This is a genomic window from Duganella sp. GW822-FHT06D06 (genome assembly GCF_058799615.1).
On the sequence record NZ_JBXALQ010000007.1, the window covers coordinates 93,442 to 111,646 of the forward strand.

The following is an 18,205-nucleotide window of genomic DNA, read 5'->3' on the forward strand; positions in this document are numbered from 1 at the left end:
GGTAGTATCGATGCTTCCCCCTACCGGAGAGCATAACCATGGACACCAGCAATGAAAACCATCACCAGGACTTGATCGGCGAGGACGCCGTCAGGAAAATCCGCGACTTTGTCGACGCCACGCCCGGCTGCTTCTTCTGCACCAACGACGCGGCCGGCGGCCCCGGCGACGCGCGGCCGATGACCGCCTTGCAGGTCGATGCGCAGGGCAATCTGTGGTTCGTCAGCGCCAGCGACAGCCTGAAGAACGTGGAACTGGCGGCCGAGCCGTCGGCCACGCTGTACTTCCAGGCCTCGGGCCGGGCGGAGTTCATGCATTTGGAGGGCATCGCCACGGTGCTGCGCGATCCGGTCAAGCTGAAGGAGTTGTGGAGTTTTACGATGAAGACCTGGTTCGCCGGCGGCGAGGACGATCCGCGCGTGACGCTGATCAAGTTCGCGCCGACCTATGGCTACTATTGGGATACCAAGCACGGCAGGGCGGTGGCCGGCGTCAGGATGCTGCTCGGCGCGGTGATCGGCAAAACCCTGGTCGACACGGTCGAGGGCAGGCTGGACGTCTGAGCCTAGTGTCCTGAATTGCAAATTCGTTGAATAAATACGACGAGAATCGCCGCAATCCTGCGTCACAAATGCGCGCAAGGCCTCGGCCTTGCTGTGCTTTGTTCCTTGGCTTGCAACGATTTCGCCATATTTATTTCAACGAATTTACAACTCAGGACACTAGCCCAGCTGGAAGTTGACCGGCACCAGCGCGTACACGGGGACCGGCTTGCCGTCTTCCATGTTGGGCTTGTACAGGGCGCGCAGCACGGCCTGGCGGCCGGCTTCGTCGAGGTTGCTGGAGCCGGACGATTTGTGGATCACCACCTGCTCGGCCTGGCCTTTTTCGCTGATCAGCACGCGCAGGACGACGATGCCGCTCTCGCCCATGCGGCGCGAGATGTTCGGATACACCGCCTGCGGCGCGCGGATGTATTCGACGCCGGACACGGTTTTCGGCGCGACGGCCGTGGCCACATGGGGCGGCGCCGGTGGCGCCGGCGGCGCGGCGACGACGACCGGCTCGCTGCTGCGCGCTTGCGGCGGCGCGACGGTGATGGTCGGCTCGGTCTGGGCCAGGTTCACCAGCGGAACCGGCGGAATGAAGGCGGGCGCCTGGTGCACCACCGGCACGGTCTTGGGCGGCGGCGGGGCCGGCTTGAGCGGCTCCGGCGCGGCGATGAAGGTGACGTTGACCACCTGCGGCAGGATCGCGTGCGTGACGTGGCGCAACATTCCCGACTGCAGCATATAGAACCCGAACACATGCAGCATGACGATGGCGGCCAGCGGCGCGAACTTGCGGCCGCGGGTTTGCCATTGCATTGTCAGCTGGGCGGCCAGGCCGCGCTCGTCCGCCGCCGGCGTGTGCGCCGCGCGGCCATAGGTCATGGTGTTCATCGGAGTGATCTTTGTAGCTAAGCTTAGTTGCTGAAGACAGGGCGCTTCAGTACGGTTTCCTGGATCTCGGCGGTGGCGGCCAAGTGCTCGCTCAGGATTTCTTCGGCGCAGGAAAAGCACTGGCCGCAGCAAGTCGACACGCCCAGGTCGCGGCGTAATTCTTCCATCGACGTCAATCCCAACTCCACGGCTTGACGGATTTCACGATCAGATATGTTGTTGCAGACACATACAATCATCGATGCACCTTCTGGCTAGGCTTTACAAAAAGAATGAACTGACATGATTGCCTTGCTTGCTACTTAATGCGAATCATTATCATTAATCGTATACTGCCTCAACTTTGAGCGAGATGCAAGCGCAAATAGAAGTAATTCGCATTACCGTTTATAATGCTAGTATCTTATTTCCGGCAAGAACGCGATCTTGCAGTTCGCCGGCAAGCCGCAGCGGCACTGGCCGGGCGGCGCTTTGAACGGACTTCGCTATGACGCTCGCAGCTCCCCTGATCACCCTCGACGCCCTGACGGTCGGCGCCAGCGCCACCGTGGTGCACATCGCCCCCGGCGACGACGTCGCCCACGATGGCGCCACGCTGGCGCGCCGGCTGATGGAGCTGGGCTTTGTGCCGGGCGAAAAAATCCGCATGCTCAAGCGCGGCATGCCGGGCGGCGAGCCGCTGGCGATCAAGGTCGGCAACTCGACGTTCGCGCTGCGCCGCTTCGAAGCGGCGCTGATCTCGATACAACCGGAATAAGCCATGGGTGCAGCAGACATCGCGGCGCCGGTGGCGCCGGTCCTGAAGACGACACCGATGGTGGCGTTGCTGGGCAATCCGAATTGCGGCAAGACCGCGTTGTTCAACCGCCTGACCGGCGCGCGCCAGAAGGTGGCGAACTACGCCGGCGTGACCATCGAGCGCAAGGAAGGCGCGTTCCAGTCCCCGGGCGGCAACGGCTTCCGCGTGCTGGACCTGCCGGGCGCCTATAGCCTGTCGGCCCATACGCCGGACGAGGCGATCACGCGCGACGTGGTGGCCGGCCTGCGCGCGGGCGAGCAGTCGCCGGACGTGGTGGTGTGCGTGGTCAACGCCACCAATCTGCGCCTGAACCTGCGCCTGGTGCTGGAGATCAAACGACTCGGCCTGCCGATGATTTTGGCGCTGAACATGGTGGACGTGGCCAGGAAGCGCGGCATCGTCATCGACGCCGACCGTCTGGCGCAGGAGCTGGGCATGCCGGTGGTGGAAACCGTGGCGGTGCAGGCCGGCGGCGAGAAGTCGCTGCTGCGCGCGCTGGACGCGATGTTGCCGCTGCACGCGGTCAAGCCGCAGCCGCTGTCGGCGATCGACGCGGTCGGCGTGGAAGAGACGCAGCGCGAAGTGCGTCGCATCCTGGCGCTGGTCAGCAGCGACGCCCACGACACGGGCAACCTGACCGAGAAGATCGACAACGTGGTGTTGCATCCGGTGCTGGGCCCGGTGATCCTGGCGGTGCTGATGTTCCTGGTGTTCCAGGCGGTGTTCAGTTGGGCCAATGTGCCGATGGATATGATCAAGGGCGGCGTCGACAGCGCCGGCGCCCTGCTGAAGGGCGCGATGGCCGATGGTCTGCTGCGCAGCCTGCTGGTCGAGGGCATCCTGGGCGGGGCCGGCAGCGTGCTGGTGTTCCTGCCGCAGATCCTGATTTTGTTCTTCTTCATCCTGATCCTGGAGGACTGCGGCTACCTGCCGCGCGCGGCCTTCCTGCTGGACCGGCTGATGGGCGGGGTCGGCTTGTCGGGGCGCGCCTTCATTCCGCTGCTGTCCAGTTTTGCCTGCGCGATTCCGGGCGTGATGGCGGCGCGCACCATCCAGAACCCGCGCGACCGGCTGGTGACGATCATGATCGCGCCGCTGATGACGTGTTCGGCGCGGCTGCCGGTGTATGCGCTGATCATCGCGGCCTTCATTCCGGAGCGCGAGCTGTACGGCTTCATGAGTCTGCAGGGGCTGGTGCTGTTCGTGCTGTACTTCGCCGGCATCGCTTCGGCGATGGCGGTGGCTTACGTCATGAAGCGGTCCATGGGCTCGAACCACAAGCATCCGCTGATGCTGGAGCTGCCGGCCTATCACTGGCCGCATTTGCAGAACCTGGCGCTGGGCCTGTGGGAGCGCTGCAAGATCTTCCTGTCGCGCGTGGGCACCATCATCCTGACCTTGATGGTGCTGTTGTGGTTCCTCAGCTCCTTCCCCGGCGCGCCCGAAGGGGCGACCCATCCGGCCATCTATTACAGCATGGCCGGCATCCTGGGACGGGGGCTCGAATATGTGTTCGCGCCGATCGGCTTCAACTGGCAGATCTGCATCGCGCTGGTGCCCGGCCTGGCCGCGCGCGAGGTGGCGGTGGGGGCGCTGGGCACGGTGTATGCGTTGTCGCAGAGCGGCGAGGAACTGGCGCAGTCGCTGACGCCCATCATCGCCAGCTCGTGGACCTTGCCGACCGCCTTGTCGCTGCTGGCGTGGTACGTGTTTGCGCCGCAGTGCATGTCGACCCTGAGCGTGGTGCGGCGCGAGACCAACAGCATCCGCTATCCGCTGATGATGGCCGGCTATATGTTCGCGCTGGCGTACACGGCGTCGTTCCTGACTTACCGCATTTCCCTGTACTTCATCGGAGGCTGAGCATGTGGCAGCAAGTGATCGTGGCGTTGATCGTGGTGGCGGCCCTGGCGCATTTCTGCACCAAGTACCTGCCGGCGGCCTTGCGCAAGCAGATCGTCTATGTGCTGTCGCGGCGCGGCTACGACCAGAATAAACTGGCTAAACTGTTTAACACGAAATCGAGCTGCGGCGACGGCTGCTCCAGCTGCGGTTCCTGCGAAACCACGCCGTCGGCGTCGTCCGACGCGCCCACCTCGGCGCCGCTCAAGCGCGTCATCAAGCTGCACGTGCAGCGCTGATTCCCACCCTTCTGCGCCGGCGCAAACGCGCCGGCCACAGCCTGTTTAATCTATCCGCAAAGCGATTGATTTCTTAATCTTTGCGGATAAGATGAAACATGGTGATCACCTGCGATCCCAAGAAAGACAACCTCAACCAGCATAGGGAGAGACTGTATGGTGGACAAACGTAAAATCATTTTTGTAACGCCGGAGGAGGATGCCATCATCACGGCGGCAGCTTGGTCCGACCCCGATGCGCAGCCGCTGACTGATGAGTAGCTTGCGCAATTTCGTCCCTGGCGGACACGGTTTCTCGCGCCGCCCGGCTCGCCGACGGTAACGCTGACCATGGAGTTCGACCGCGACACCATCGAGGCCTTCAAGCGGCAGGGCGACGACTGGCAGCAGGGCATCAACGCCGTGTTGCGCGAATGGGCGGTCAAGCGTGATTTTGTACCGGACGTGCTGGGCGATGCCTATCGGCAGTCGCACGCCGGCGACTTCAGCAAAGCGGATTGAACGACTCCGTCCGCTGCGCTGATCAGGCCAGGTAGGCCATGCCTATCGAGGCCGGCGCGGTCGGGGCGAAGCCGTATTGCGCATACAGTTCGCTGGCCTTGCCGTCGGCGATCAGGCTGACGTAGCCGCCCGGCGGCACCTCGCGCTCGAGGTAGGCCTTGATCTCCTTCATGATGGCCTTGCCCAGCCCCTGTCCCTGGTGCGCTGTCAGCACGCCGATATCCACCACCTGGTAGAAACAGCCGCCGTCGCCGATCACGCGGCCCATGCCGACCGGCTCGCCGTCGCGCAGCACCTGTACCGCGAATAAGGTGGCCGGCAGGCCGCGCGCGGCCGCTTCGGTGGACTTGGGACTGAGGCCGGCGCCGATGCGCAAGGCCTGGTAGGTGGCGACGGACGGCGTGGCGTGGATGATGGTGTAGCGGGACATGGTCTCTCAGCTTAGTGGGTTGAACGATTCGGCCTGCGCCATCGGCCAGTACAGGCCGAACACCGGCGGCAGGCGCGCCAGCTGGCTGGGGTCGAGCAGCTCGCCCGGTTCCAGGTAGGGCAGCAGCGCCGACACCAGCTTGACCTGGTTGGTCGAGATGCGCCGCACCAGGTGGTGCGCCTTCAGTTGCGACGGGTGGGTCAGGCCGGCGGCGGCGATCAGCTGGGCCAGCGCCTTCAGGGTGTTTTGGTGGAAGTTGGCGACGCGCCGGGTCTTGTCCGGCACCACCAGCGCGCGCTGGCGGGTCGGGTCCTGGGTGGCGACGCCGGTCGGGCAGCGGTCGGTGTGGCAGCTCTGCGACTGGATGCAGCCCAGCGCGAACATGAAGCCGCGCGCCGAGTTGCACCAGTCCGCGCCCAGCGCCAGGATGCGGGCGATGTCGAAGGCGGTGATGATCTTGCCCGAGGCGCCGATCCTGATCCTGTCGCGCAGGTTGGCGCCCACCAGCGTGTTGTGCACCAGCAGCAGCGCCTCCTGCAGCGGTGTGCCGACGTGGTCGGTGAACTCGACCGGCGCGGCGCCGGTGCCGCCCTCGCCGCCGTCGACCACGATGAAGTCGGGCGTGATGCCGGTGGCCAGCATGGCCTTGACGATGCCGAAAAATTCCCACGGGTGGCCGATGGCCAGCTTGAAGCCGGTCGGCTTGCCGCCGGACAGGGTGCGCAGGCGGTCGATGAAGGCCAGCATCTCCAGCGGCGTGTTGAAGGCCGAGTGCTTCGACGGCGAGATGCAGTCCTGGCCCATCGGCACGCCGCGGGTGGCGGCGATTTCGATGGTGACCTTGGCGCCGGGAAGCACGCCGCCGTGGCCGGGCTTGGCGCCCTGCGACATCTTCAGCTCGATCATCTTGACTTGCGGCGCGGTGGCGTTGGCGACGAAGTTCGCTTCCGAGAAGCTGCCGTCGGCGTTGCGGCAGCCGAAGTAGCCGGAGCCGATCTCCCACACCAGGTCGCCGCCGTTGCGGCGGTGGTGGGGGCTGATGCTGCCTTCGCCGGTGTCGTGCATGAAGCCGCCGGCCTTGGCGCCGCCGTTGAGCGCCAGGATGGCGTTGGCCGACAGCGCGCCAAAGCTCATCGCCGAGATGTTGAACACGCTGGCCGAGTAGGGCTGGGCGCGCGGGCAGTCCGGGTGGTTGCCGATCTCGATGCGGAAGTCGTGGTGCTGCTCGGGCGCGGGGCTGATCGAATGGTTGATCCATTCGTAGCCGGGGGCGTAGACGTCGAGCTGGGTGCCGAAGGGGCGCTTGTCGGTGTCCATCTTGGCGCGCTGGTAGACGATGCTGCGCTGGTTGCGCGAGAACGGTTCGGCCACGGTGTCGTCTTCCAGGAAGTACTGGCGGATCTCGGGCCGGATCGATTCGAAGAAGAAGCGGAAGTGCGCCAGGATCGGGTAGTTGCGGCGCAGCGCGCGCCTGGTTTGCAGCAGGTCGGCGACGCCGACCACGACCAGCGCGGCGGCCAGCAGCGGGATCCACCACGGCGCGCCCAAGGCCAGCGACGCGGCCAGGGTGACGATGGCGGCGTTGAACACGAGGTAGCGCGGGGAAAACAGTTTCATGGGTGCTCCGGTGGACGGCTGGTGGGGGCAGTGTACTGCTGTTTCTTATGGGAATCCATCAGTCTGTGGCGGGGCGGCGCGCAAGCTGGACAACAATGCTAAGCTAGCGGGATTGCGGCGCACGGCCGTTCTTTTTTTGGGAAGTCCACCATGATCGTCGTCCACCATCTGAACAATTCGCGCTCGCAGCGCGTGCTCTGGCTGCTCGAGGAGCTGGGGCTGGAGTACCAGATCGTGCGCTACCAGCGCGACCCGAAGACCATGCTGGCGCCGCCGGCGTTGCTGGCGATCCACCCGCTGGGCAAGTCGCCGGTGATTTCCGACGGCGCCATCGTGGTGGCGGAGTCGGGCGCGATCGTCGAGTACCTGGTCGAGACCTACGGCGAGGGCCGGCTGGTGCCGCCGGCCGGCACGGCGGAGCGCCGCCGCTGGACCTACTTCCTGCACTACGCCGAAGGCTCGGCGATGACGCCGTTGCTGATGAAGCTGATCTTCGACCGGGTCGAGACCAGTCCGGCGCCGTTCTTCGTCAAGCCGATCGCGCGCGGCATCGCGCAGAAGGTCAAGGCGGGCTACATCCAGCCGCAGATCGACAAGCATCTGGATTACCTGGAGGCGGAGTTGAACCAGACGCCGTGGTTCGCCGGCGCCGAGTTCAGCGCGGCCGATATCCAGATGAGTTTTCCGCTGGAGGCGGCCGCCGCGCGCGGCGGGCTGGACGAGCGCCGCCCGAACCTGATGGCCTTCCTCAAACGCATCCACAGCCGCCCGGCCTTCCAGCGCGCGCTGGAGCGCGGCGGCCCGTATGAGTTGTTGAAATAAGCTGGTCGGGTAAAATGATGGATTGAACAAGCCCGGAAGATGTTGAACATGGGTAGACTCCTCGCCATCGACGGCCTCAATATTGTGCGCCGCGTCTACGAAGCCAGCCCCGAACCCGATGGTCCTGAAAAGGCCGAGATCGCGCTGCGCCACGCGCTGTCCTCGTTCCGCAAACTGCTGCACGAGCACGAGCCGAGCCACGTGCTGCCGGCCTTCGACTTCGGCGGCAACACCTGGCGCCACGATCTGTATGCCGGCTACCGCGAGGCGCGCGCGCCGATGCCGGCGGCGCTGCGCGAGGCGCTGCCGGGCTTTTACGACAAGCTGCGCGGCGTCGGCCTGCATGTGGTGTCGCTGCCGCAGGTGGAGGCGGACGACGTGATAGGCACCGTGGTGCTGCGCTGGCTGGCCGACGGCCGCGGCGAAGCCACCGTGGCCAGCACCGACAAGGACTTGCACGGCCTGATCGCGCAGGGCGCCCGCGTGTGGGACCACTTCAAGGGCGAATGGCACGACCACGCCTGGGTCGAGCGTAAATGGGGCGTGCCGCCGGCGCAGCTGCCGGACCTGCTGGCGCTGATGGGCGACGCCACCGATTCGATCCCCGGCGTGTCCAAGGTCGGCGTCAAGAAGGCGGCCAAACTGTTGCGTACTTACGGCACTCTGGACGGGATCATGGCCGGGGCCGGCATTCTGAAGGATACGCTGGGCGAAACTCTACGAAAAGAACGCGAAATGCTGTATCTTTCGAGACAATTGGTGCAATTAAAAACGGACGTGCGGGTCGGCGTGACCTGGAATATGCTGGCCTGGGATAAGACCTGAGCGCACGCCCACTAAGACAAGGTTTGCAAGATGTTAAAAGCGGTCATTATCGACACCAGCGCCGTCGCGCGCGGCCTGCTCAACACGGTCCTGCTCGATGGCGGCTATGACGTGGTGGGCCAGACCCATACCTGCGCCAGCGGCCTGGCGCTGCTGATCAAGCACAATCCCCACATCGTCTGCATCGCCCGCGAGCAGATCGAGAACGGCGAAGAGGTGGTGCGCGAGATCAAGACCGGCTGGCCGAAGGCGCTGATCTTCATGGTCTCGAGCGAATTCGACGCCGCCACCATCCAGGCCGCGCACGCGATGGGCGTGAACGGCTTCATCGTCAAGCCGTTCAAGGCCGACACCGTGCTCAACACGATACGCAACACGGTGATCGCCATGGTCAAGCGCCAGCGCGCGGCGCTGGCCAAGGATGCCGGCCCGTCCGACAGCGACGGCGGCGAGTCCGCCGCCGGCTAGTTTCAGACGGCGAAGGTCGAGCTGGCGATGATGCCGCCGCCGAGGCAGACGTCGCCGTCGTACAGCACGGCCGACTGGCCCGGCGTCACCGCCCATTGGGCGTCCATGAACTTCAACGCGAAATCGGCAGCGCCTTGCGGGGCGAGCTCGCACGCCACGTCGGCCTGGCGGTAGCGGGTCTTGGCCGACAGCGCGCCCGCCGTCGGCGCCTCGCCGGCGACCCAGCTGGCCTGGTCGGCGCGCAGCGCCGACGACAGCAGCCACGGATGGTCGTGGCCCTGGACGATGTACAGCGTGTTCTCGGCCACGTCCTTGCGCGCCACGTACCAGGCGTCGCTGCTGCCGTCCGGGTTCTTGTAGGCCTTCATGCCGCCGACGCCGATGCCCTTGCGCTGGCCCAGCGTGTAGAAGCTCAGGCCCACGTGTTCGCCCACCACCTTGCCGTCCGGCGTCTTCATCGGGCCCGGCTGGTAGGACAGGTAGCGGTTGAGGAATTCGCGGAACGGCCGCTCGCCGATGAAGCAGATGCCGGTCGAATCCTTCTTGGCGGCGTTGGGCAGCGCCAGCTTCTCGGCGATCTTGCGCACTTCGGTTTTCGGGATTTCGCCCAGCGGGAACAGGGTCTTGGACAACTGCGCCTGGTTCAGGCGGTGCAGGAAGTAGCTCTGGTCCTTGGTGTGGTCGACCGCCTTGAGCAGTTCGTGGCGCTCGCCGTTCTGGCGCACGCGCGCGTAGTGGCCGGTGGCGATCAGGTCGGCGCCCAGGTGCATCGCGTGGTCGAGGAAGGCCTTGAACTTGATTTCGGCGTTGCACAGCACGTCCGGGTTGGGGGTGCGGCCGGCCTGGTATTCGCGCAGGAAGTCGGCGAACACGCGGTCCTTGTATTCGCTGGCGAAGTTGACCGCCTCGATGTCGACGCCGATGACGTCGGCCACGCTGGCGGCGTCGATCCAGTCCTGGCGCGTGGAGCAGTATTCGGAATCGTCGTCGTCTTCCCAGTTCTTCATGAACAGGCCGACCACGTCGTAGCCTTGTTCCTTGAGCATCCACGCCGCGACCGAGGAATCGACCCCGCCCGACATCCCGATCACGACTTTTTTCTTGCTCATCTTACTTTCCTGCCTTATCCGTTCGCGGTGCTCACCGCTTCCTTGTACACCGAGGTGTGGGTTTGTATCAGTTCCAGCGGGGCGCGGCGCCCGGCCAGGTATTCGTCGACGCATTGCAGCACGGTGGGGCTGCGGTGACGGTCGGCGCAGGCGGCCAGTTCGTCGCGCGTCAGCCACATGGTGCGCAAAATGCCTTCGTCCAGCGGACGGTCATGCCTGGCGCCCGGCACGCCGCAGAAGGTGAAGCGCAGATAGGTCACTTCCTCGCCGGTGCGGTTGGAGGTGTAGCGCGACATATACATGCCCACCAGCGCGGTCGGCGTGAAGTCGTGCGCGGTTTCCTCCAGCGTTTCGCGGATCACGGCCTGCTCCAGCGATTCGTGCGGGTCGAGGTGGCCGGCCGGCTGGTTGATGCGGATGCCGTCGCTGGTCTCTTCTTCGATCAGCAAGAATTTGCCATCTTTTTCGATGATGGCGGCAACAGTAACAGAGGGTTTCCAGATACGCGGCATGAGTCATCCTTGAAAGAGCCGACATTTTAGCCTGTTCCGGGCATTTGGTTTGAACCCGCCGTCGCCGAAACATGGGTTCGTATTGAAAAATCGCAAGGTTTGTTGTGTTAATCCGTGTTTGACTGAGCGCTTTGCGCGAAATTCAGTGTTTTAGCGGCAATTCATGATAAATAGTAATAAATGATGTGATAAAACCGCTATTTATTGATCATTAGTTATTAAGTATGCTGGGGCCATCGAGGGGCGATGCTGTCCCGGCAATCCGTGTTAGATTCTAGTCAGTTTATCAATCCTTTGGAGGCACCATGAGAGTAGGCATACCGGCCGAGACGCGGCCGGGCGAAACCCGGGTAGCGGCAACGCCCGAGACAGTCAAGAAACTCGCAGCCAAGCATCAAGTGATCGTGCAAGCCGGCGCCGGGTTATCGGCGTCGGTCACCGACGAGGCCTACGCGGCCGCCGGTGCGCAGATCGGCAGCGCGGCGGAAGCCTTTGCCGCGGACGTGGTTTTGAAAGTGCGCGCCCCGAATGCGGAGGAGCGGGGGCTGATCGCCGCCGGCACCGTGGTGATCGGCATGTTGAATCCCTTCGACGCCGACAACAACGCGGCGATGGCGGCGGCCGGCCTGCAGGCCTTCGCGCTGGAGGCGGTGCCGCGCATCACGCGCGCGCAGTCGATGGACGTGCTGTCGTCGCAGGCCAACATCGCCGGCTACAAGGCGGTGATGGTGGCGGCCAACACGTACCAGCGCTTCATGCCGATGCTGATGACGGCGGCCGGCACCGTCAAGGCGGCGCGGGTGCTGATCATGGGCGTGGGCGTGGCCGGCCTGCAGGCGATCGCCACCGCCAAGCGCCTGGGCGCGGTGATCGAGGCCTCCGACGTGCGCCCGCCCGTCAAGGAGCAGGTCGAGTCGCTGGGCGCCAAGTTCATCGACGTGCCGTTCCTGACCGACGAGGAGAGGGAAATCGCCAAGGGCGTGGGCGGCTATGCGCGCTCGATGCCGGCCGACTGGATGCGGCGTCAGGCGGAGCTGGTGCATGAACGCGCCAAGCTGGCCGACATCATCATCACCACCGCCTTGATCCCGGGCCGCGCGGCGCCGGTGCTGATTTCCGAGGAAACCGTGAAGGCGATGAAACCGGGTTCGGTGATCGTCGACCTGGCGGTGTCGCAGGGCGGCAACTGCCCGTTGTCGGAGCTGAATAAAACCGTGGTCAAGCACGGCGTCCACATCGTCGGCGAGCCGGATCTGGCGACCCTGGTGGCGGCCGACGCGTCGGCGCTGTACGCGCGCAACGTGCTGGACTTCCTCAAGCTGATCATCGACAAGGAAGACAAGTTGGTGATCGACCGCGAAGACGAAATCATCAAGGCCACGCTGCTGTGCACCGGCGGCGAGCTGCTTAGAAAATAACAGGGGAATCAATCATGGAAGTCAGCCACACCATCATCAATCTGATCATCTTCGTGCTAGCGATCTACGTCGGCTACCACGTGGTCTGGACCGTGACGCCGGCGCTGCATACGCCGCTGATGGCAGTCACCAACGCCGTCTCGGCGATCATCATCGTCGGCGCCATGCTGGCCGCTTCGCTGACCGAGGGCCTGATCGGCCAGGTCGCCGGCACCGTCGCGGTGGCGCTGGCCGCCGTCAATGTGTTCGGCGGTTTCCTGGTCACGCAGCGCATGCTGGAGATGTTCAAGAAAAAAGAGCCCAAGGCTAAGCCTGTGGTGGCCATCAAGGAGGAACACGCATGAATTTCATCTCCATGAACCTGGTGACGATGATGTACCTGATCGCGTCGGTGTGCTTCATCCAGGCGTTGAAAGGCTTGTCGTCGCCGTCCACGGCGCGCACCGGTAATGCGTTCGGCATGTCGGGCATGGCGATTGCCGCCGTGACCACCATCGCGCTGATCCTGAAGCTGAAGGCGGAAGCCACGGCGGCGGCGGCGGCGGGCGCCTCGGGCGGCATGGGCCTGGGCCTGGTGGCGCTGGGCGTGATCGTCGGCGGCGGCATCGGCGCGATGCTGGCCAAGAAGGTCGAGATGACCAAGATGCCGGAACTGGTGGCGGCGATGCACTCGCTGATCGGTTTGGCCGCCGTGTGTATCGCGGTGGCCGCGGTGTCGGAGCCGCACGCCTTCGGCATCGCCGCCGCCGGCGAGGCGCTGCCGTTCGGTAACCGCATCGAGCTGTTCATCGGTACCTTCGTCGGCGCGATCACGTTCTCCGGTTCGGTGATCGCGTTCGGCAAGCTGTCGGGCAAGTACAAGTTCCGCCTGTTCCAGGGCGCGCCGGTCAGCTTCGCCGGCCAGCACATGCTGAACCTGATCCTGGCCATCGTCATGGTGGGCCTGGGCCTGGCGTTCTGCTTCGCCGGCGGCACCGAGCCGGCCTGGGTGCCGTTCCTGGTCATGACCGCGATCGCGTTCGTGCTGGGCGTGTTGATCATCATCCCGATCGGCGGCGCCGACATGCCGGTGGTGGTGTCGATGCTGAACTCGTACTCGGGTTGGGCCGCTGCGGGCATCGGCTTCTCGCTGAATAACTCGATGCTGATCATCGCCGGTTCGCTGGTCGGTTCGTCCGGCGCGATCCTGTCCTACATCATGTGCAAGGCGATGAACCGTTCGTTCTTCAACGTGATCCTGGGCGGTTTCGGCGGCGCGCCGACCGAGGTGGGCGCGGCGGGTTCGAAGGAACAGCGTCCGGTCAAATCCGGTTCGGCCGACGACGCGGCCTTCATCATGGCGAATGCGGAAAGCGTGATCATCGTGCCGGGCTACGGCCTGGCGGTGGCGCGCGCGCAGCACTCGCTGAAGGAGCTGGTCGAGAAGCTGACCCACAAGGGCGTGACCGTGAAGTATGCGATCCACCCGGTGGCGGGCCGCATGCCGGGCCACATGAACGTGCTGCTGGCGGAGGCCGAGGTGCCGTACGACCAGGTGTTCGAGATGGAGGATATCAACGGCGAATTCGGCCAGACCGACGTGGTGCTGATCCTGGGCGCCAACGACGTGGTCAACCCGGCCGCCAAGGATCCGAAATCGCCGATCGCCGGCATGCCGATCCTGGAGGCGTACAAGGCCAAGAGCATCATCGTCAACAAGCGTTCGATGGCTTCCGGCTACGCGGGCCTGGACAATGAGCTGTTCTACCAGGCCAATACGATGATGGTGTTCGGCGATGCGAAGAAGGTCATCGAGGACATGGTCAAGGCCGTGGAGTAAGCTTGGTTCATGATTTGTGAACGGTCCATTGGTATTTGGCCGATTGATGGTTGGGTTGCTGAAGCATACGATGGCTACATCAACCCACCTCAAGGAGTCTCACCATGAACCGCTTACAAAACAAAGTCGCCATCGTTACCGGCGCATCGTCGGGCATCGGCCGCGCTACCGCCAAACTGTTTGCCGCTGAAGGCGCGCGCGTTGTGGTCGCCGCGCGTCGTCAGGTCGAGCTGGAGTCGCTGGTGGCGGAAATCGTCGCCGACGGCGGCCAGGCCATCGCGCTGGCCGGCGATGTCACTTCCGAATCGTTCAATGCGCAACTGGTGGCCGCCGCGGTCGAAGCGTTCGGCCGGCTGGACATCGCTTACAACAACGCCGGCACGCTGGGCGAAATGGGCGCCACCAGCGGCGTCTCGGAGCAGGGCTGGAGCGAGACCATCGCCGCCAACCTGACCAGCGCCTTCCTCGGCGCCAAGCATCAAATTCCTGAAATGATCAAGCATGGCGGCGGTTCGGTGATCTTCACGTCGACCTTCGTCGGCTACAGCTTTGCCTTCCCCGGCGTGGCGGCGTATGCGGCCAGCAAGGCGGGGCTGATCGGCCTGACGCAGGCGCTGGCTTCGGAGTACGGCCCGCAAGGCGTGCGGGTGAATTCGGTGCTGCCGGGCGCGGTCGACACGGCGATGTATCGCGATATGAACAACACGCCGGAATCGGCGGCCTTCGTCACCAACCTGCATGCGCTGAAACGCGTGGCGCAGCCGGAGGAGCTGGCGCGCTCGGTGCTGTACCTGGCTTCGGACGACTCGTCCTTCGTCACCGGCACCGCGTCGCTGGTCGACGGCGGCGCTTCGATCACGCGTACCTGAGCGTAGAGCGGCGCGGCGTACCTGTATGGGGTGGCGCTGCGCGGTCCTTGGGAGAAACCACGCTATTTCCGTTCTCTCTTTTCTTCTATTTTCCGCAGTTCTTGTCTGCCTTCCGCGCTCTGCGAATTAGAGAGGAAAATAGAGAAAACGAATGGGAAAGCAAGGGCGGAAATAGAGTGCTTGCCCCAAGGGGGCGTGCAGAGCACCCCCTGTGTGTATTCTCAGGTCAACTGCGCCCAGGTCAACGGCGGCCGTACATCATCAGTTCGGCCAGCACGCCGCGCGCGGGGGCGAGCATGTCGATGGCTGCCAGCGACAGGCCCAGCAGCGCCTGCGCCGGCGAATCGTTGGCGAAGATGCGGGCCATGGTGTCGGTCAGGCCCACGGTGGTGTCGCGGTCCTGGCGGCGCAGTTCGGTGAATTGCGCCAGCAGCGTCGGATTGGCGCCTTGCGCCAGCAGGCGCGCCAGCACGGCGACGTCGCGCAGGCCGAGGTTCAGGCCTTGCCCCGCCACCGGGTGCAGCGTCTGCGCCGCGTTGCCGATGGCGACCGTGCGCGCGCTGCTGCGCGGATCGGCGTTCAAGCCCAATGGGAAGGCCAGCCGCGGCGAAGCGTGGGTGAAGCCGCCGACCCGCTCTCCAAACGCGGCGCCCAATTCGGCCAGGAAGGCCGCGTCGTCCAAAGCTTGCAAGCGCGCCGCCGTATCGGGCCGCACGCACCAGACCAGCGAATAATCGTCGCCTTGCGGCAGCAGGGCCAGCGGGCCTTGTTCGGTAAAGCGTTCGTAGGCGCGGTGGGCGATCGGGCGGCTGCTGCGTACCTGCGCGATGATCGCGGTTTGCTGGTAGTCGCGGTGTTGGGCCTTGCTTTCCTGGTCGCTGAACAAGCCACCTTCGGCCTGCACCACGATGGCGGCCGTGGCGGAAGTCGCGCCGGCGATCGTCAGCGCGACGGCGTCGGCGCCTTCGTCGACCGCTTCAACGCGGGCCGGGCGCAGCGTGGCGATGCCGGCGCGTTGGCAGACCGCGCCCAGCGCCGTCACCAGGTCGCCGTAGCGCAGCACGTAGCCGAGCGCCGGCAGTTTGTGTTGGTCGCGGTCGATCAGGCTGCGGCCGAACTGGCCGCGGCGCGATACGTGGATCTGGTGGATCGCGGTGGCGGCCAGCGGCCATGCGCCGATTTCTTCCAGTATCTGCCGGCTGCCCCACGACAGCGCGATCGAACGCGGATCCTTGCTGGCTTGCTCCAGGGTCTTGGCGTCGATCAGCGCGATGCGTTGTGCGGGCATGCCGCGTTTGGCCAGCAGCGCGGCGAGCGCCATGCCGGCCGGACCCGCGCCGCAGATGGCGACCTCAAAAGTTGTATCTGTCATTGCTGTTGCATCAGTTGTTCGATGTCGGCCACCGTCTTCGGCGCGGCGGCGCTCAAAATCGTGTGGCCGCCTGGCGTGACCAGCACATCGTCCTCGATGCGGATGCCGATGTTCCAGTATTCCTCCGGCACGCCTTCGGCCGGGCGCACGTAGATGCCCGGCTCCACCGTCAGCACCATGTCCGCCTGCAGCGGGCGCGAGGGCTTGCCTTCGGCCGCCGTGTCGCGGTACTGGCCGACGTCGTGCACGTCCATGCCCAGCCAGTGGCCGGTGCCGTGCATGTAGAACTGCAGATAGCACTTGTTGGCGACGATGTCGGCGATGCCGCCGTGCGTGTTCTGGTTCAGCAGGCCCAGGTCCAGCATGCCCTGCGCCAGCACCTGCAGCGCCGCCTCGTGCACGCCGGAATACGGCAGGCCGGGCGCGATCGCCTTCAGCGCCGCCGATTGCGCCGCCAGCACCAGTTCATACAGGCGCTTTTGCGGCGCGCTGAAACGGCCGTTGACCGGATAGGTGCGGGTGATGTCGGAGGCGTAGCCATCGAGCTCGCAGCCGGCGTCGATCAGTATCAGCTCGCCGTCGCGGCTCCGGGCGTTGTTGGCGCTGTAGTGCAGCACGCAGGCGTTGGCGCCGGCCGCGACGATGGAGTTGTAGGCCGGCGCCTGCGCGCCGTTGCGGCGGAACTCGTACAGCAGCTCCGCTTCGATTTCGTATTCGTACATGCCGGGCCGCGACGCGCGCATCGCCCGCGCGTGCGCCTGCGACGAGATGGTGGCGGCGCGCAGCATGGTGGCCTGTTCGGCGGCGTCCTTGAACAGGCGCATTTCGTCCAGCAGCGGCAGCAGGTCGACCGCGCTGGCCGGCGGGGTCACGCCGGTGCGCGCCATGCGCCGCACGTTGGCCAGCCACAGCTTGACCTGCGCGTCCAGCGCGCTGCCCAGCGCGTAGTACAGCGCCGGCGCGTCGGCCAGCAGCTTGCTGATTTCGCCGTCGAGCTCTTCGATGGCGTGGGCGGCGTCGAAGCCGAAGGCCGCGCGCGCGCCTTCCGGGCCGTGGCGGAAGCCGTCCCAGATTTCGCGTTCGAGGTTCTTCTGGCGGCAGAACAGGATGGCGCGCGCCGGCTCGCTGCCGCGCGCGGCCACCAGCACCAGCACGCTCTCCGGCTCGGCGAAGCCGCTCAGGTAGTAGAAGTAGCTGTCGTGGCGGTACAGGTATTCGCTGTCGCTGTTGCGCGTGACTTCGGGCGCGGTCGGCAGCACCGCCACCGCGCCGGGCGGCATGTGCGCCAGCAGGCGCGCGCGGCGGGCGGCGTAGCTGTCCATCACTGCGCGCCCTTGGCGGCCGGCAGGCGCATGGCCGGCGGCGCGTTGAGCTGTTCGAGCTGCTGCACGGTGCCCAGGTTGTGCCATTCGCCCTGGTAGACTTCGCCGCCGACCTGTCGCTTGTCGGCGTAGGCGCGGATCAGCGGTCCCAGCTTGGCGTACTCGCCGGGCGCGATGCCGTCGAACATTTCAGGGCGGTAGACGCCGACGTTGCCGAAGGTCCATTTCGGCGAGCCTTCGTTGGTCAGCGAGTACATCGTCAGGCCGAAGTCGCCCTCCGGATGGAAGTCCGGGTTGGGCACCAGGTACAGCCAGCAGATGTCGCGCTGGTCGGCCGGGTAGGGCTTGCCCCACATGTCCTTGTCGTGCAACACGTCCTTGACCTGGGCGAAGTCGAAGTAGGGCATGTAGATGTCGCCCGACACCGCCACGAAGGGCTCCTCGCCCAGCAGGTGGCGCGCGCTGGCGATGGCGCCGGCGGTCTCCAGCGCGGTGCTTTCGTGCGAGTACATCAGTTGGGCGCCGAACTGGCTGCCGTCGCCCAGCGCCGCTTCGATCTGCTGGCCCAGGTGGGCGTGGTTGATGACGATCTCGGTGATGCCGGCCCGCACCAGGTTGAGGATGTGCCAGACGATCAGCGGCCGGCCGCGCACCTTGAGCAGCGGCTTGGGCGTGGTGTCGGTCAGGGGACGCATCCGTTCGCCGCGTCCGGCGGCGAAGATCATGGCTTTCATGCGCG

General features: G+C 65.3%; 20 protein-coding genes and 1 pseudogene. 12 read left to right on the forward strand and 9 right to left on the reverse strand.

Annotated features, from left to right (window positions below; all coding sequences use genetic code 11):
* Nucleotides 1-38: 38 nt before the first annotated feature.
* Nucleotides 39-563 carry a pyridoxamine 5'-phosphate oxidase family protein gene (locus AC1RMD_RS14905; RefSeq protein ID WP_492927457.1) on the forward strand — a complete coding sequence of 175 codons (525 nt, stop codon included), beginning with the start codon at nt 39-41 and terminating at the stop codon, nt 561-563.
* Between the two features lie 159 nt (nt 564-722).
* On the opposite strand, the gene AC1RMD_RS14910 is transcribed toward AC1RMD_RS14905, so the two are convergent.
* The gene (locus AC1RMD_RS14910; RefSeq protein ID WP_492927458.1) at nt 723-1,442 is read right to left on the reverse strand and encodes an energy transducer TonB; all 720 of its coding nucleotides are present in this window, start codon (nt 1,440-1,442) and stop codon (nt 723-725) included.
* Between the two features lie 23 nt (nt 1,443-1,465).
* On the reverse strand, nt 1,466-1,681 hold the full coding sequence (locus AC1RMD_RS14915; RefSeq protein ID WP_026333955.1) for a (2Fe-2S)-binding protein: 216 nt from the start codon (nt 1,679-1,681) through the stop codon (nt 1,466-1,468).
* A 248-nt stretch (nt 1,682-1,929) separates the two neighbouring features.
* On the opposite strand from AC1RMD_RS14915, the gene AC1RMD_RS14920 reads away from it, so the two are divergent.
* The 4 genes and pseudogenes from AC1RMD_RS14920 to AC1RMD_RS14935 all read left to right on the forward strand — a co-directional run.
* Entirely contained in the window at nt 1,930-2,199 is a 270-nt protein-coding gene (locus AC1RMD_RS14920) for a FeoA family protein (protein ID WP_492927459.1), read from the forward strand.
* A 3-nt stretch (nt 2,200-2,202) separates the two neighbouring features.
* Nucleotides 2,203-4,104, forward strand: coding sequence for a ferrous iron transporter B (gene feoB / locus AC1RMD_RS14925; RefSeq protein WP_492927461.1), 1,902 nt, complete (start codon nt 2,203-2,205; stop codon nt 4,102-4,104).
* 2 nt (nt 4,105-4,106) lie between these two features.
* Entirely contained in the window at nt 4,107-4,382 is a 276-nt protein-coding gene (locus AC1RMD_RS14930) for a DUF6587 family protein (protein WP_492927463.1), read from the forward strand.
* Nucleotides 4,383-4,679: 297 nt separating this feature from the next.
* Nucleotides 4,680-4,883: pseudogene (locus tag AC1RMD_RS14935) on the forward strand (BrnA antitoxin family protein); the annotation flags it as partial.
* A 22-nt stretch (nt 4,884-4,905) separates the two neighbouring features.
* Here the strand turns inward: AC1RMD_RS14935 and AC1RMD_RS14940 are convergent.
* A complete protein-coding gene (locus AC1RMD_RS14940) occupies nt 4,906-5,313 on the reverse strand; it encodes a GNAT family N-acetyltransferase (protein ID WP_492927464.1) in 408 nt (135 codons plus the stop codon).
* A gap of 6 nt (nt 5,314-5,319) precedes the next feature.
* Nucleotides 5,320-6,930 carry an FMN-binding glutamate synthase family protein gene (locus AC1RMD_RS14945; protein ID WP_492927465.1) on the reverse strand — a complete coding sequence of 537 codons (1,611 nt, stop codon included), beginning with the start codon at nt 6,928-6,930 and terminating at the stop codon, nt 5,320-5,322.
* A 150-nt stretch (nt 6,931-7,080) separates the two neighbouring features.
* On the opposite strand from AC1RMD_RS14945, the gene AC1RMD_RS14950 reads away from it, so the two are divergent.
* From AC1RMD_RS14950 to AC1RMD_RS14960, 3 genes are read left to right on the forward strand one after another with little or no spacing between them, the layout of a single operon-like run.
* Nucleotides 7,081-7,752 (forward strand): glutathione S-transferase, encoded by a 672-nt coding sequence (locus AC1RMD_RS14950; protein ID WP_492927466.1) that lies wholly within the window; start codon nt 7,081-7,083, stop codon nt 7,750-7,752.
* Between the two features lie 48 nt (nt 7,753-7,800).
* Nucleotides 7,801-8,577 (forward strand): 5'-3' exonuclease, encoded by a 777-nt coding sequence (locus AC1RMD_RS14955; protein ID WP_492927467.1) that lies wholly within the window; start codon nt 7,801-7,803, stop codon nt 8,575-8,577.
* A gap of 30 nt (nt 8,578-8,607) precedes the next feature.
* Nucleotides 8,608-9,045 carry an ANTAR domain-containing response regulator gene (locus tag AC1RMD_RS14960; protein ID WP_492927468.1) on the forward strand — a complete coding sequence of 146 codons (438 nt, stop codon included), beginning with the start codon at nt 8,608-8,610 and terminating at the stop codon, nt 9,043-9,045.
* 2 nt (nt 9,046-9,047) lie between these two features.
* Here AC1RMD_RS14960 and mnmA read toward each other — a convergent pair whose 3' ends face one another.
* Together mnmA and AC1RMD_RS14970 are read right to left on the reverse strand one after the other, a co-directional pair.
* Nucleotides 9,048-10,154, reverse strand: a complete 1,107-nt coding sequence (gene mnmA / locus AC1RMD_RS14965; protein ID WP_492927469.1) for a tRNA 2-thiouridine(34) synthase MnmA — start codon at nt 10,152-10,154, stop codon at nt 9,048-9,050.
* A gap of 14 nt (nt 10,155-10,168) precedes the next feature.
* Nucleotides 10,169-10,666, reverse strand: a complete 498-nt coding sequence (locus AC1RMD_RS14970) for an NUDIX hydrolase (RefSeq protein WP_020700758.1) — start codon at nt 10,664-10,666, stop codon at nt 10,169-10,171.
* A 305-nt stretch (nt 10,667-10,971) separates the two neighbouring features.
* Between AC1RMD_RS14970 and AC1RMD_RS14975 the strand changes: the two genes are divergently transcribed.
* The 4 genes from AC1RMD_RS14975 (at nt 10,972) to AC1RMD_RS14990 (ending at nt 14,772) form a co-directional block, all read left to right on the forward strand.
* Nucleotides 10,972-12,084 carry a Re/Si-specific NAD(P)(+) transhydrogenase subunit alpha gene (locus AC1RMD_RS14975; RefSeq protein WP_492927470.1) on the forward strand — a complete coding sequence of 371 codons (1,113 nt, stop codon included), beginning with the start codon at nt 10,972-10,974 and terminating at the stop codon, nt 12,082-12,084.
* Between the two features lie 14 nt (nt 12,085-12,098).
* Nucleotides 12,099-12,428: an NAD(P) transhydrogenase subunit alpha part 2 gene (locus AC1RMD_RS14980; RefSeq protein WP_020700760.1), complete on the forward strand. Its 330-nt coding sequence runs from the start codon at nt 12,099-12,101 to the stop codon at nt 12,426-12,428.
* Nucleotides 12,425-13,903 (forward strand): NAD(P)(+) transhydrogenase (Re/Si-specific) subunit beta, encoded by a 1,479-nt coding sequence (locus AC1RMD_RS14985; RefSeq protein WP_492927471.1) that lies wholly within the window; start codon nt 12,425-12,427, stop codon nt 13,901-13,903. The genes AC1RMD_RS14980 and AC1RMD_RS14985 overlap by 4 nt, the downstream gene beginning before the upstream one ends.
* A 104-nt stretch (nt 13,904-14,007) precedes the next feature.
* Nucleotides 14,008-14,772, forward strand: coding sequence for an SDR family oxidoreductase (locus AC1RMD_RS14990; protein WP_492927472.1), 765 nt, complete (start codon nt 14,008-14,010; stop codon nt 14,770-14,772).
* A 241-nt stretch (nt 14,773-15,013) separates the two neighbouring features.
* Here AC1RMD_RS14990 and AC1RMD_RS14995 read toward each other — a convergent pair whose 3' ends face one another.
* The 3 genes from AC1RMD_RS14995 to murU are packed head-to-tail and all read right to left on the reverse strand — an operon-like array spanning nt 15,014 to nt 18,200.
* Complete coding sequence (locus AC1RMD_RS14995) at nt 15,014-16,144, reverse strand: UbiH/UbiF/VisC/COQ6 family ubiquinone biosynthesis hydroxylase (protein WP_492927473.1); 1,131 nt, start codon at nt 16,142-16,144, stop codon at nt 15,014-15,016.
* Complete coding sequence (locus tag AC1RMD_RS15000; protein WP_492927474.1) at nt 16,141-17,466, reverse strand: aminopeptidase P N-terminal domain-containing protein; 1,326 nt, start codon at nt 17,464-17,466, stop codon at nt 16,141-16,143. The genes AC1RMD_RS14995 and AC1RMD_RS15000 overlap by 4 nt, the downstream gene beginning before the upstream one ends.
* Nucleotides 17,466-18,200, reverse strand: a complete 735-nt coding sequence (gene murU / locus AC1RMD_RS15005; protein WP_492927475.1) for an N-acetylmuramate alpha-1-phosphate uridylyltransferase MurU — start codon at nt 18,198-18,200, stop codon at nt 17,466-17,468. Before murU ends, AC1RMD_RS15000 begins: the two co-directional genes overlap by 1 nt.
* Nucleotides 18,201-18,205: the final 5 nt, after the last annotated feature.

What these genes read in the sequence shown, in the direction of transcription:
- AC1RMD_RS14940 (WP_492927464.1), bottom strand. Translation starts at nt 5,313, where the DNA reads ATGTCCCGCTACACCATCATCCACGCCACGCCGTCCGTCGCCACCTAC.
- AC1RMD_RS14950 (WP_492927466.1), top strand. Translation starts at nt 7,081, where the DNA reads ATGATCGTCGTCCACCATCTGAACAATTCGCGCTCGCAGCGCGTGCTC.
- AC1RMD_RS14910 (WP_492927458.1), bottom strand. Translation starts at nt 1,442, where the DNA reads ATGAACACCATGACCTATGGCCGCGCGGCGCACACGCCGGCGGCGGAC.
- murU (WP_492927475.1), bottom strand. Translation starts at nt 18,200, where the DNA reads ATGAAAGCCATGATCTTCGCCGCCGGACGCGGCGAACGGATGCGTCCC.
- AC1RMD_RS14920 (WP_492927459.1), top strand. Translation starts at nt 1,930, where the DNA reads ATGACGCTCGCAGCTCCCCTGATCACCCTCGACGCCCTGACGGTCGGC.
- AC1RMD_RS14905 (WP_492927457.1), top strand. Translation starts at nt 39, where the DNA reads ATGGACACCAGCAATGAAAACCATCACCAGGACTTGATCGGCGAGGAC.
- AC1RMD_RS14945 (WP_492927465.1), bottom strand. Translation starts at nt 6,930, where the DNA reads ATGAAACTGTTTTCCCCGCGCTACCTCGTGTTCAACGCCGCCATCGTC.
- AC1RMD_RS14960 (WP_492927468.1), top strand. Translation starts at nt 8,608, where the DNA reads ATGTTAAAAGCGGTCATTATCGACACCAGCGCCGTCGCGCGCGGCCTG.
- AC1RMD_RS14955 (WP_492927467.1), top strand. Translation starts at nt 7,801, where the DNA reads ATGGGTAGACTCCTCGCCATCGACGGCCTCAATATTGTGCGCCGCGTC.
- AC1RMD_RS14995 (WP_492927473.1), bottom strand. Translation starts at nt 16,144, where the DNA reads ATGACAGATACAACTTTTGAGGTCGCCATCTGCGGCGCGGGTCCGGCC.
- AC1RMD_RS14985 (WP_492927471.1), top strand. Translation starts at nt 12,425, where the DNA reads ATGAATTTCATCTCCATGAACCTGGTGACGATGATGTACCTGATCGCG.
- feoB (WP_492927461.1), top strand. Translation starts at nt 2,203, where the DNA reads ATGGGTGCAGCAGACATCGCGGCGCCGGTGGCGCCGGTCCTGAAGACG.
- AC1RMD_RS14915 (WP_026333955.1), bottom strand. Translation starts at nt 1,681, where the DNA reads ATGATTGTATGTGTCTGCAACAACATATCTGATCGTGAAATCCGTCAA.
- AC1RMD_RS14980 (WP_020700760.1), top strand. Translation starts at nt 12,099, where the DNA reads ATGGAAGTCAGCCACACCATCATCAATCTGATCATCTTCGTGCTAGCG.
- AC1RMD_RS15000 (WP_492927474.1), bottom strand. Translation starts at nt 17,466, where the DNA reads ATGGACAGCTACGCCGCCCGCCGCGCGCGCCTGCTGGCGCACATGCCG.
- AC1RMD_RS14975 (WP_492927470.1), top strand. Translation starts at nt 10,972, where the DNA reads ATGAGAGTAGGCATACCGGCCGAGACGCGGCCGGGCGAAACCCGGGTA.
- AC1RMD_RS14930 (WP_492927463.1), top strand. Translation starts at nt 4,107, where the DNA reads ATGTGGCAGCAAGTGATCGTGGCGTTGATCGTGGTGGCGGCCCTGGCG.
- AC1RMD_RS14970 (WP_020700758.1), bottom strand. Translation starts at nt 10,666, where the DNA reads ATGCCGCGTATCTGGAAACCCTCTGTTACTGTTGCCGCCATCATCGAA.
- AC1RMD_RS14990 (WP_492927472.1), top strand. Translation starts at nt 14,008, where the DNA reads ATGAACCGCTTACAAAACAAAGTCGCCATCGTTACCGGCGCATCGTCG.
- mnmA (WP_492927469.1), bottom strand. Translation starts at nt 10,154, where the DNA reads ATGAGCAAGAAAAAAGTCGTGATCGGGATGTCGGGCGGGGTCGATTCC.